This is a genomic window from Bacillus sp. FSL R12-0074, from assembly GCF_038005725.1.
Lineage (GTDB): Bacteria > Bacillota > Bacilli > Bacillales > Bacillaceae_G > Bacillus_A > Bacillus_A mycoides.
The window spans coordinates 1868747-1881912 of record NZ_JBBOTR010000001.1; the positions used below are offsets into that span (position 1 = coordinate 1868747).

10 protein-coding genes are annotated in these 13166 nt (G+C 34.3%); 7 read left to right on the forward strand and 3 right to left on the reverse strand.

The window, feature by feature from the left end; all coding sequences use genetic code 11:
- Positions 1 to 411: 411 nt before the first annotated feature.
- Together topB and NSS97_RS09745 are read left to right on the forward strand one after the other, a co-directional pair.
- Positions 412 to 2556 carry a DNA topoisomerase III gene (gene topB / locus NSS97_RS09740; RefSeq protein WP_341112351.1) on the forward strand — a complete coding sequence of 715 codons (2145 nt, stop codon included), beginning with the start codon at positions 412 to 414 and terminating at the stop codon, positions 2554 to 2556.
- 504 nt (positions 2557 to 3060) lie between these two features.
- Positions 3061 to 4308, forward strand: coding sequence for a DUF4153 domain-containing protein (locus NSS97_RS09745; RefSeq protein ID WP_107887677.1), 1248 nt, complete (start codon positions 3061 to 3063; stop codon positions 4306 to 4308).
- 124 nt (positions 4309 to 4432) lie between these two features.
- Here the strand turns inward: NSS97_RS09745 and NSS97_RS09750 are convergent, their stop codons facing one another.
- Positions 4433 to 5398, reverse strand: a complete 966-nt coding sequence (locus NSS97_RS09750; protein ID WP_107887676.1) for an arsenic resistance protein — start codon at positions 5396 to 5398, stop codon at positions 4433 to 4435.
- A 312-nt stretch (positions 5399 to 5710) separates the two neighbouring features.
- Between NSS97_RS09750 and NSS97_RS09755 the strand changes: the two genes are divergently transcribed.
- From NSS97_RS09755 to NSS97_RS09775, 5 genes are all read left to right on the forward strand, one after another.
- Positions 5711 to 6403, forward strand: coding sequence for an FMN-dependent NADH-azoreductase (locus NSS97_RS09755; RefSeq protein ID WP_016092819.1), 693 nt, complete (start codon positions 5711 to 5713; stop codon positions 6401 to 6403).
- Between the two features lie 237 nt (positions 6404 to 6640).
- Positions 6641 to 7999, forward strand: coding sequence for a branched-chain amino acid transport system II carrier protein (brnQ, locus tag NSS97_RS09760; protein WP_044444552.1), 1359 nt, complete (start codon positions 6641 to 6643; stop codon positions 7997 to 7999).
- Between the two features lie 86 nt (positions 8000 to 8085).
- Positions 8086 to 8505, forward strand: a complete 420-nt coding sequence (locus NSS97_RS09765; protein ID WP_107887675.1) for a VOC family protein — start codon at positions 8086 to 8088, stop codon at positions 8503 to 8505.
- A gap of 355 nt (positions 8506 to 8860) precedes the next feature.
- Positions 8861 to 10510, forward strand: a complete 1650-nt coding sequence (locus NSS97_RS09770; RefSeq protein ID WP_107887673.1) for a copper resistance CopC/CopD family protein — start codon at positions 8861 to 8863, stop codon at positions 10508 to 10510.
- A 35-nt stretch (positions 10511 to 10545) separates the two neighbouring features.
- Positions 10546 to 11166, forward strand: a complete 621-nt coding sequence (locus tag NSS97_RS09775; RefSeq protein ID WP_107887672.1) for a DUF1775 domain-containing protein — start codon at positions 10546 to 10548, stop codon at positions 11164 to 11166.
- Between the two features lie 118 nt (positions 11167 to 11284).
- Here NSS97_RS09775 and NSS97_RS09780 read toward each other — a convergent pair whose 3' ends face one another.
- Both NSS97_RS09780 and NSS97_RS09785 read right to left on the reverse strand, forming a co-directional pair.
- Positions 11285 to 12061, reverse strand: a complete 777-nt coding sequence (locus tag NSS97_RS09780) for an alpha/beta fold hydrolase (protein WP_087995671.1) — start codon at positions 12059 to 12061, stop codon at positions 11285 to 11287.
- Between the two features lie 185 nt (positions 12062 to 12246).
- Entirely contained in the window at positions 12247 to 13152 is a 906-nt protein-coding gene (locus NSS97_RS09785; protein WP_002086216.1) for a DMT family transporter, read from the reverse strand.
- Positions 13153 to 13166: the final 14 nt, after the last annotated feature.

Here is a 13166-nt window from a genome sequence, read left to right on the forward strand (position 1 = left end):
CTTCATCATATGTTCAAATGGAGAGTACTTATGCTAATATATATCTGCAAATTATCTGCACAATTTAAAAAAGGTAAGTTCAATATAATTTTTAAATAATGATGGTTATCTTAGTAGACGATGCTTCATAAGGAATTGTTGTATTTTAAATTTTATAGAATATATGAAAGCAAATAGTAGTGAATGGAAAGGACGCTCGATTTTGGGGCGTCTTTTTTGTTTGTGAGCATGCGAAAGAAAGTGTTATATAATGAGTTTCTATTGTGAAGCTATAAAGAATAAGCGTATAATATTATAGGTCTCCCATTTGTGAGACAAACCGCGAATGATAAATAAGATTGTTGTATTATCATCGCCTCTAAAGATATAGACAATGAAAGTAACACTGGAATACAGATAGGGAGTTATAAAATGAAATTAATATTAGCCGAGAAACCAGATCAAGGTTTGGCTCTTGTTTCACAGTTTAAATATCGCCGGAAAGATGGGTATTTAGAAGTAGAAGCAAATGAGTTATTTCCAAATGGAGCGTACTGTACATGGGCAATTGGTCATTTGACGCAGTTATGTAATCCAGAACATTATCACGCTGAGTGGAAGAAATGGTCACTTAATACATTGCCGATGATTCCAGAGCGTTTTCAATTTGAGGTAACAAAGTCAAAGTATAAGCAATTTAACGTTGTGAAACAGCTGTTACATAATCCACAGGTAACAGAAATTATTCACGCGGGCGATGCTGGGCGTGAAGGGGAACTGATTGTAAGAAATATTATTAATCTTTGTAATGTGCAAAAGCCGATGAAACGTCTTTGGATTTCATCTTTAACGAAGCAAGCTATTTATCAAGGGTTTAAAAACTTACTAGATGAAGCAGATACGATTAATACGTATTACGAAGCATATACAAGATCTTGCGCTGACTGGGTCGTTGGTATGAATGCATCGCGTGTCTTTAGTATTTTGCTAAAGAAAAAAGGAATGAATGATGTGTTTTCCGCTGGTCGTGTACAAACACCAACATTAGCACTCATTGTAAAGCGTGAAAAAGAAATAGAGAATTTTAAGTCAGAGCCGTTTTGGGAAGTGTTCGCAACCTTTAATATAGAAGGAAAGAAGTATGAGGGGAAATGGGAGAAAGATAATGAGTCCCGCTTAAATGATCCTGATTTGGCAAATAAAATTGCAGCGTTTTGTCAAAACAAACCGGCTGTAGTAAAAGAAATGAAAACGGAGCGTAAAGAGTTTCAGCCGCCGTTTTTATTTAATTTATCAGCACTGCAAGCGACAGCGAATAAAGCCTTTAAATTTTCACCGAAAAAGACGCTAGATATCACGCAAGCACTATATCAAAAAGGGATAGTCTCTTATCCACGTTCGGATTCTAACTATGTTACACAAGGAGAAGCAGCGACGTTCCCTGATATTTTACAGAAGTTAAGTCAGTTTGATGAATATAAAGGTTTATTGCCAGCACCAATTGAATCGATTATGAATAATAAGCGTTATGTGAATGAAAAGAAAGTTACAGATCACTACGCAATTATACCGACAGAGCAAGTTACAAATCCAAGCAAACTATCAGGTGATGAAAAGAAAATTTACGATATGATCGTAAGAAGGCTGATTGCGGCGCATTATGAAGTAGCAATCTTTGATTACACAACGATTACAACTCTTGTAGACGAACGTGCAGCGTTCATTTCGAAAGGAAAACAGCAAATTCAAGAAGGTTGGCGTAAAGTTATTTTCCAAGACGATAAAGATGACGAAACGATTCTTCCAATTGTAGCTGAAGGTGAACAAGGAAAAGTTGTAAAGGTGAAAGTGAAAGAAGGAAAAACACAGCCACCGAAACGTTATACAGAAGGACAACTCATTACGTTAATGAAAACGGCCGGTAAGTATTTAGAGAATGAAGAGCTTGAGAAAGTATTGAAGAAAACAGAAGGTTTAGGTACTGAGGCCACTCGTGCTGGTATTATTACAATGCTGAAAGACCGTAAATATATAGATGTACAGAAAAACCAAGTGTACGCAACCGATAAAGGGAAAGTATTAATTACAGCAATCGGTGATAAAATACTGGCTTCACCAGAAATGACAGCAAAATGGGAGCAACGCCTTGCGGAAATTGGAGAAGGTACAGCTTCACCAGCGACATTTATGGAGCAAACGAAAAAGCTATCAGCTAAAATTATTGAAGATGCGGTAGAAATGTCGGAGAAATGGGATTTCACCGGATTACATGTTGAATCGATTGAACGAAAAGGATCGAAATTTACAACAGGTAAAAAGGTCGGGAACTGTAAAAAATGCGATGGCGATGTTATTGATAAGTCGACGTTTTACGGTTGTTCTAACTACAATACAACACAATGTGACTTTACCATCTCGAAGAAGATTTTAAGCAAAGCTATTTCGCAAAAAAACATGACGAAACTATTAAAAGGTGAGAAGACCGATTTAATTAAAGGCTTTAAAAAAGGCGAGAAAACGTTTGATGCGAAGTTAGAGTGGAAAGATAATAAGATTAATTTTGTGTTTGAGAATTAAGTGGTTTCAACAAATGAAAAAGCTCTTTCCCGAGTAAAATGTGCTGTATTAGGTTTGAAAATATAGATAGAAAAGAAAAAGCATGACAATTTTATGTCATGCTTTTTTATTTTATAATTACAGAGTCTTGTATACTAGCACTAAAATTTATTTGAAATAATTGTTTGAAAAGGTGTTATTAAATTGGGCGTTTATATCATTTTGATCATTTCTTTTATATAAAGGAAAAATAAGAAATTAGAAAATAAAAACAAGCAATGAAGAGAACAGCTGAAAGTAGCTTACACCGATGTTTATAAAAAGTTATAGAGCATTTCTTTGAATGAGGAATGCTTTTTGTTTTTGCTTGGAATAAAAATATACAACAAAAATACTATCTAAAATAATAAAAAATTATTGCGAAACGATAAAATTTATATTAAAATCAAAATCAGAATAAATAAGTGTGGTGCTTTTTATGGAAAAGGTAACAACGTTATTTTTAAAATTAGAGGAGGTATAAATATGGAGGTTAACAATGTGATAATTGAAAATATGGATAACCCTCATGAGTTGGAGAGAATGTATAGAAAAGACCCGAAAGCTTTTAAAAAGTCATTCTCACAAGCATGGGATGAAAACCCTGATTCTCAGGTTCTTGGTGCTTGGTATGAAAGATTGCATTTCAAGGAGACGGCAAATACAGAAAAACCTTCATTGTTTCAAAAAGGTTTCTTATTCATGGGCATTTTAGCTATTCTGGCAGGGCTAAGCACCAGGGTAATCTTCCATTTTGTCGAACAGGGAGCAATTGCTCCAATTAACTTGGCTTTTGGTGTAATTCCCTTTATTACTGCTTATTTTGTTTACAATAATACTCCGAAAAAAAGTATTATTTATTCCCTTGTAGCGTTGTTCCTAATTTCCGGGTTGTATCTTAATATGTTGCCATTAACTTATAAAGACAGCATTATCCTTGCTTATTTACATCTTCCTATATTCTTATGGGTCTTAGTAGGGCTTGCGTTTACAGGAAATGAATATTCAAAAGGAAGTACGAGATTAGCTTATATTAAATTTAATTTGGAATATGGTATTCTCTACGCCAGCATGGCAGTGAGCGGAATGGTACTAGCAGCATTAACCATGCAGTTATTTAGGTTTGTTGACTTGAATATAGAAGACTTCTATTTTAGTAATGTTATTTTATTTGGTGCTGCCGCTCTCGCTATTGTGGCTGCATACTTGGCATCAATGAATCTTAAACTTGCTAAGAATATTACACCATACATATCTAAAATTTTTAGTCCTCTCGTCTTGATCACATTGTTGATTTATCTTATAACGGTTATATGGGTCGGGAAAAATCCGTTCTTGGACCGCAATTTCCTAATGGCCTTCAACGGAATACTCCTTGGTGTATTGGCTGTTACCATATTTTCCATTGTTGAGAGTGAATCAGATGAGAAAAAGAACATTTCAGATTATATCAATTTTGCCTTAATTGTTCTTGCGCTTATTATTGACACTGTAGCTTTGTCAGCCATCGTATTCAGACTTTCTTCTTATGGGATTACACCTAATAGACTTGCTGTCTTAGGAGTAAACATACTGATCTGGGCAAATCTAATTTGGATTATGTTTTCCTATATGCGTTTTCTACAAAACAAATCAGGACCAACAGCTATCCAAGATGCCGTTACGAAGTATTTGCCAATTTACGGACTTTGGGCAGCTTTCGTTATATTTACTTTCCCTATAATTTTTAATTAGAAAGACTTTGTTAACGTAACGACAAGCTAATTTTCTATAACGTATAAAATCCTTAGAGCCGATAAGTATCGTTACTTCTATACTTTCTCGACAATAAAAAAACGTCCCAAAGTAGGACGTTTTTTTATGTGTATTGCTGTTTTTTCTTAATAAGTAATAACACTTGTGACACACACGCTAGTACTGGTAGTTCTATTAACGGTCCAATCACTAATGCAAGCGCGATAAGAGGCTCGTCTGGAAAAGCAGTCACAGCAATTGCGAGTGCAACAGGCGAGTTTCTCGCTAATGTTGTTAAGCTTAGGCTTACAGTGTCTTCATAGGATAAATGCATTATACGTCCTACAAACTGTCCTAGTATAAAGTTAATTATGAAGAACAGTAATACTGGTATAAGTAACAATAAAACAACATTCATATTTTGTAATAAGTACTTACCTTGTGAGGCAAACATCGCTACTATTGCTAAACTTAAAAATACAATTTGAGCAGAGCTGAAAAACGGAATGAGTTTATTCTCAAGTGTTTCAGCTTTTTTCATTTTATGCATAATGAATTTTGTAGCGTGCGCAAGTAAAAATGGTAAGACGATTACGATAACAATACTTTCTACTAAAACAGAAACCGCTACAGTTTTCATGACACCAGCAAATAAAAATAAATAAATTGGAAGCAGTAGTACTTGTAAAATTAAATTTACTGGTAGAATTGATGTAGATAATGCGACGTTACCTTTTGCAATCTCTGTGAAAATTAAATACCAGTCTGTACACGGAGTAACCATTAACATAATAAAGCCGACCCAAAGTGCTGGGTGATCTGAAAGAAATAATGCGCCTAATCCCCAAGCAAGAAAAGGTGTCCATATAAAGTTAATACCTAGGCTTGTTCCAGCGAATTTTAAGTTACGGAAGCCATTTTTTATATCATTTAATGGGATGCTGAGGAATAATCCGTAAAGCATTAAAAATAAGAAGGGGACAATAAATTTTTCTGAATGCATATGTATCATATTAAATTGTCCTAATATAACCCCTAATATAACAGCTGCAAGAATGATAAAGGTTTGAATCTTTTCTAAAGTACTCATTAATAAATCCTCTCTATAGATGAATTTCTCTCTCTAGTTGTATTATACAAGGGATTTCACTTATGTGTTTTCGAATTTATCATTTCGAATGAGGAAATATATTTCTTTGTTATTTTTAATCCGAGATATTTTTCTTTTTGAGAAGTTACTTGACTAAAGTAAGTAGGTGTATTACAATCACTTACATAAGGTAATTAAATAACAAAAAGTTTTAATTTACTTAGGTTAAGGTATCAATTGGAACTTTTTATTAGAATAAGAATTTTTATGATGATGAATAATGAATATGATAAGAAAGTTTAGGTGAAGAAAATGGGATTATTTAGCTCGTTATTTGGTAAAAAAGAAGAAAATACAAAAGTAGAGGAGAATAAAACTATGTCAAAAGTATTATTTGTAAAAGCGAACGATCGTCCAGCGGAGCAAGCAATTAGTTCAAAAATGTATGAAACATTTGTAAGTGCTTATAAGGAAGCAAATCCGAATACAGAAATTACGGAGTTAGATTTATTCGCATTAGATCTTCCGTATTACGGAAATATCGCTATTTCAGGTGGATATAAACGTAGTCAAGGAATGGAGATAACAGCTGAAGAAGAGAAGGCAGTTGCTACAGTGGATAAGTACTTAAACCAGTTTTTAGAAGCTGAAAAAGTAGTATTTGCATTCCCATTATGGAACTTTACAGTACCAGCACCATTAATCACGTATATTTCATATCTTTCTCAAGCGGGAAAAACGTTTAAATATACAGCGAACGGTCCAGAAGGTTTAGTTGGTGATAAGAAAGTAGTTGTTTTAGGTGCTCGTGGTTCAGATTACTCTTCTGAACAAATGGCTCCTATGGAAATGGCTGTTAATTACGTTACAAACGTACTTGGGTTCTGGGGAATTGCAAATCCAGAGACAGTTGTAATTGAAGGACACAATCAATATCCAGATCGCTCACAGCAAATTGTTGAAGAAGGTTTAGATAACGTTAAGAAAGTAGCGGCGAAATTTTAATTAATGATAGTAAATGTAAAACCAACATGGATGACCATGTTGGTTTTTTAGTCTATTTTCCGTGTAAAAAAATGTATATTCATAAAATAAATGAAAAGTTTGAAAATAGTATTGCAAAATATTATATAACAAATTATAATAAGTTCAAGAATAGTTGATACTTAAATTAAATATTCAGAAAATTCAATTAGTTAAAATTGGAAAATGAGATAAGGAAATTTGAATGGGGGTTATATTATGGCGAATAAAGTACCGTTTTCGTTCATAGTAGTTATCGGATTAATGTTATTTGCACTATTTTTTGGAGCAGGAAATTTAATATTCCCAGCGATGCTTGGTCAATCGGCAGGAGAGAATGTATGGATTGCTAACGCTGGATTTTTAGTAACAGGAGTAGGTTTACCATTACTAGGTGTATTAGCATTTGGGATTTCAGGTAAAGAAGATTTACAGTCATTAGCAAGCCGAGTGCATCCAGTATTCGGAATTGTATTTACGACAGTTTTATACTTAGCGATCGGTCCGTTATTCGCTATTCCGAGAACAGGAAGCGTTTCTTATGAAATTGGTATTAAACCTTTCGTGCCAGAAGGCTTAAGTTCTACAGCGCTAATTCTTTTTACAATTGTATTCTTTAGCATCACTTGTTTTTTTTCGCTAAATCCTGCGAAAATTGTCGATATTGTTGGAAAAATCTTGACGCCAATTAAATTAACGTTTATTGGAATTTTGGTAGTCTTTGCTTTTATTCATCCAATGGGAGAAATGCAAGCACCTGCAGAGGCTTATACATCACATGCGTTCTTTAAAGGGTTCCAAGAAGGATACTTAACAATGGATACGTTAGCATCATTCGTATTTGGTATTATCATTATCAATGCTATTAAAGAAAAGGGCGCAAAAACAAAAAAAGAAATTATGATTGTTTGTGCAAAAGCAACATTGATCGCTGCATCTATTTTAGCAATAATTTATTCAGCACTTTCATTTATGGGGGCTTCAAGTGTTGCGAAACTTGGTCACTTAGATAACGGTGGTGCAGTATTAGCAAAAGTTTCAAGCTATTATTTCGGTTCATACGGCGGAGTTATATTAGGTATAATGGTTATAGCGGCATGTTTAACAACTAGTGTTGGACTTGTCTCAGCGTGTTCTTCATTTTTCCATAAGCTATTCCCAAGTATTCCATATAAAACGATTGCAATTACGTTATCAGTGTTCAGTGCAGTTGTTGCAAATGTAGGTTTAACACAATTAATCTCAATTTCAGTTCCTGTATTAACAGCGATTTATCCATTAGCAATCGTATTAATTTTCCTAACGTTCCTTCACCCATTGTTCAATGGAAGAGCTGAAGTGTATCAGGGAAGTTTATTAGTAACATTTATTGTAAGTATGTTTGATGGATTAAGTGCTGCTGGTGTGAAATTAGCAGTAGTGAGCGATATTCTTACTAAGTTACTTCCAATGCATGAAGTTGGATTAGGCTGGGTATTACCAGCAGTAATTGGTGGATTAATTGGATACGGCATTAGCGTTGTGAAAATGAAAAATGGAGTTCGCCCAGCAGCTAGTGCGAATAAGAAAATAAGTTAAATGAAAAAAGTTATAGAATTTGATTCTATAACTTTTTTTGTTACTATTGATAAGAATAGAAAAAATAAAGTAATAGGGGAAATAAAATGAAAAAAACAATTGACCATATCGGGATCGCAGTTCGTGATATAGATAGTACGATACAGTTTTATGAAAAGGTTTTATCAGGAACTTTAATAGATCGATACGTAAGTGAAGCACCTGGTGTTGAAAGCGAAGTAGCTATTCTTGAAGTTGATGGTGATAGAATCGAATTACTTGCGCCAACGAATAATACAACTTCTCCAATAGCACGATTTATAAAGCAAAAAGGGAAAGGTGTCCATCATGTTGCGTATCATGTAGACGATTTAGATGTAGCTTTAGAAGAATTAAAGGAACAAGGGATTCGAACGTTAGAACATACGCTTCGCATCAATAAGCATGGTAGACGATTAATTTACCTTAACCCAGCGGATACAGAGGGAACAATTATTGAGTATTGTGATTATCCGGAAGAGAAATAAAGGGATTTTATCCTTGAGAAAAGGTGTTACGTAATAACGTAACGCCTTTTTAATTTGTGTATTTCTCTTTATATGGGAGGTTATTTCACACTTTTTTCACAAATGATTCACGATAACTTTTCTTCTTTAGAAACTTACATAAATATATTTTATGCTATAATAATAATCTACTTTAAAAATATAAGTAATATATATATAAGTAGCTACTATTTTGTTGGAAGTGTAGAGGTGAGGAATAAATAGAGAGTGATACTAAATAAATCCTTATACTTAATCAGGTTAATATTTTATCAAGAAATAAAACTTGGGAAGTAAAAAGTAATGAAAGTGTAGCGAGAAAGAAGAAAGAAGTGAAATGATTGTGAAAGTAATACGAAGGTTAGGGGCATGGCTATTAATAGCGTGCGTGTTTATCATATTGATACCAAAAAGCGCATCTGCTCATGCGTATGTTGTGAAATCAAATCCTGCTGAAAATGAAACGTTAAAGAAAGCACCATCTGTTGTGAAAATTGAATTCGATGAGGACATACAAGTTTCAAGTTTTAATACATTGTTCGTAAGAGACACCTCAGGTAAAAGAGTAGATTTAAAAGATGCACATATTGATAAGAAAAACAAAAAAATATTAGAGGCTGGGTTAAAAGAGAATCTCAAAAATGGTCTCTACTCTATTCAGTGGAAAGCTATTTCAGCTGATGGACATCCGATTCAAGGAGTTATTCCATTCCGTATTGGATTAGCAGAAGCGGGAACAGATGATATAAAAGTAGAAGAGATGGGCTATGTTCCCCAAATCGATATGATTATGGAACGCGGAATTTTATATACAAGTTTTTCTCTATTTATCGGTGTTTTATTATTTAATCTTATCCTTTATAAAGGAAGTGCAAGTCAAGTTCAGTCGAGGAGTAAGAAAATAATATGGATATCATTATTTGGGATATTCATTAGTTTACTTTTCAATTTACCGTTGCAAGCGAAAATAAATGCTGATGTTTCATGGTTAGAAGCATTCGATCCTTTATTATTAAAAGAAACATTACAGCTATCTGTTTTTGGTTATGTATGGATCACTCAAATGGCTCTTATTAGTACGCTTATGATTGTTACATATTTTGCAGTGAAGAGTGAGAGGCTTTCGTCGTTTAAAGTATGGAGCATTCCAATTGTATTATTTATTGGGTTACTTGTTATGAAAGCCTTCAATAGTCATGCATATGGATTAAAGTTTAAAGAAATTGCTGTCGTTATGGACTTTCTACATTTATTCGCAGCTTCGTTATGGATGGGGGGGCTATCATCGATTGTTCTTCTTTTACGTAAAGAGGATGACAAGTGGACTATGTATTGGGATGCGATTAAGCGTTTTTCACCATGGGCAACAGGTACTGTCATAGTGATTTTATTAACGGGTCTTTTTAACAGTACATTTTTTATTCCCACGATCCATTCCCTATTTGATACGAAGTATGGATTGGCCTTATTAGCAAAGATACTTTTATTCGTGTGTATGGGGATATTGGGAATTATTCATTATGTGAAAGGGAGAATGCGAGCGCAGCAAAGGTTAGGAGCTACGGTGAAAGTAGAGTTTATCATTGGAATTATCGTTTTCGTAATCGTAGCTTTTATGACAAATGTACAAACGCCGCCGATGCCTCCTACGGGACCTTTTACAGAGAGTAAACAATTAGATAATGGATATGAACTTACTTTACATGTAAGTCCTAATAAGGTAGGACAGAATACATTTCATATTACTTTGAAGGATGAGAATGGACAGCCTGTTACTGATATGGAACAAATTGTATTGACGACTCAATCTTTAGATATGAATATGGGCAAAGGTTCATTTAAAGTTTCGGCAGTGTCACCGGGAGAATATGAAGCGGAAGGTATGTATATTAACATGACAGGAAACTGGAATATACAAGTTCACGGATTAACAAAATCTCTTGATAGTTTCGATACGGATTATAAATTTATTGTAGGTGGCAGATAAAAAAGACGTTATAAATGAAAAGGAGTTTATAGAAAATGAAACGTATAAAAAAATTAGGAACAACAATGATCGCAACAATAATTGCAATGGGGATTTTTTCGTTACCTGTTAGTGCTCACGTAACTGTGAAACCAGCAACTTCTGACGTTAGCTCTTGGGAGACTTATACAATAAAGGTACCTGTTGAAAAGAATATGGCAACAACAAAAGTCACACTGAAAATACCGTCTGGAGTCGAGTTTCAACAGTACGAGCCAGTGCCAGGGTGGAAAGTGGAAGAACAAAAAGATGCAGCTGGAAAAGTTAAAACTGTAATATGGGAAGCAACAGGAGAAGGGATTTTACCTGGTCAGTTCCAACGATTTACTTTCGTTGCTAAAAATCCAGATAAAGAGCAACAAATAGCTTGGAATGCATATCAACAATATAAAGATGGAGAAATTGTTGAATGGACAGGCGATGAGAAAGCTGAAAAGCCCCACTCACTTACTACGATTGCAAAAGGTACATCATTAACAGGGGAACATGGTGAAGTATCTAGTGTGGAAAAAAATGAAGGTACAAGTAATATGCAAACAATAGCAATTGTCTTATCAGTTTTAGCGATTGTATCTTCCATAGGTACGTGTGTTTTTGTAGTACGTCGTAAAAAGTAGGGAACATTGAAAGGTCTCATTGAAAGTAATGAGACCTTTGTTAATAAAATTTTGAGATTAAGCAGCTTCGAGGGGGGGTAGAGCTACAAATACAACATGGTTTATTAAGATAAGGAACTCAATTGACTGTCATTACTTCTTCTGGTAGGTTATCATGCTTAAGCCAGTTTTCAATTAAAGTATTAAATAGTTTGGGATTTGCTAAAGGGATTCCATGACCGATTTTAGGAATGATAATACCTGTGCAATTAGGATTGCTTTCAAGGATTGCAGTCATCGAGTCTTTCATGATTCTTTTTTCGTTTTCTCCAACAGTCACTAATATATTGCTACTAGCATTCTCGAAACCTTTTGGTATTGTAAACGACATATTTTCTTCTAATATCCTCACAAATGTATTTTTACTTATTTGACAACTTTCATGATAATAGTTATCAAATTGTGTTTCATCTATGCACATTGATTTTGCTTGTATTTTGGAAAACGTCTTACTCTTTATAAGTGGATAGGTTAAGCCAAGGGATCTTATTAATGTTTTAGCGAAAGGAATTAGTTTAACTAATGCGCTATTTATCATAGCGTATTGAATTAAGTTTGGTTTCATGCTGAGCATTGCAATTAATACTTGAGCACCTAACGAAAAACCGATTACTATAACAGTTTTACCTTGTCCTTTTTCTTCAACTAATTCGATGATTTTTTCAGCACTAAAGTGTATTGAAAAATGATCCTTACTACTATTTTCCCCTTGCTCGGGTAAATCAGGAACAAGGCAGTGAAAGTTAGTAAAATGTTTAATTTGTTTGTCCCACATCCATCCACTGACTCCGCCCCCATGAATAAAAACCATAAGTGGAGAGCTTGAATCTCCAAATTCTTTATACTGTAAAACCATATAATTCCCCCTTATGATTAGAATTGTTAGTCCATACATATGTATTAGAGATAATATTTTCTACTTAATTATCATCATACAATAAAAAAGGAAAATTTTCCTTTTGCTAAGATGTTAAGTGACTGTACTCATAAAATGGTAAAAAAGAAAGAGCCTACAAGTGGTAGACTCTTTCTCATATCTATTTATTTCACTTCAACTTGCTGCCTTACAGCAAGTGCTTTCGGCTTTATATTTACAAAACAAATGCTTACGATAATAAATAAAAGTCCGATGAATAAGCTAATTGTAATGGCCTCATGTAAGAAAATTGAACTTACAATAATAGCGATCAGTGGGATAAGGAACGTATAAGCCCCAACTTTACTTGCCTCACCAGCTCCTACAAGTGTAAAGTAAGCGAGCCATCCCATTGCAATAACAAAGAACGAGATGAATAGTAGTACACTTACAAATGGTATACTCCAAGCGATGTTAGACCAGCTCTCAAATTCTGAACCAAATCCGATTAAGCAAAGTCCGCCAATAATAAGCTGAAGTGTTACCATCCAAATGGCATTAACGCGGTGTCCAGTTTTCTTAATAAATACTGTGCCGAGTGCCCAGCCGATAGCGCACCCTAAAGCAAGTAGTACACCGATAATAGAAATATGTCCAGTTAAACTACTAGAGCTAATAACCCCAACACCAATAAATCCAAGAATAAGTCCGAAAATTTTCAAGCCGTACATAGATTCTTCAAGCCAAATCCATGAGAAAATGCCGAGTAAGACAGGTTGGAGAAATACGATTGCGGAGAAGAGTCCGGCGGGCATATACTGAAGTCCGACAGTTTGTAGTCCGTAAAACAAAATAATATTGAGTAAAGATGAAATAAAGTATAAATGCCAAGTTTCCTTTAAATTTAATTGTTTGTATTTCGGTAATGCGAAAGTAAGTAAGATAAATCCTCCTATTAATGTTCTAATCCCTGCAAAGAGTACGGGTGGTGTGTAATGCAGAGCGAATTTTGATAACGGCCAATTAATTCCCCACATAATAACGAGAAATGTAAGGATTATGGCCGTCTTAGTTCGAGAAAGCTGTGTCACTGTAATCCCTCCTT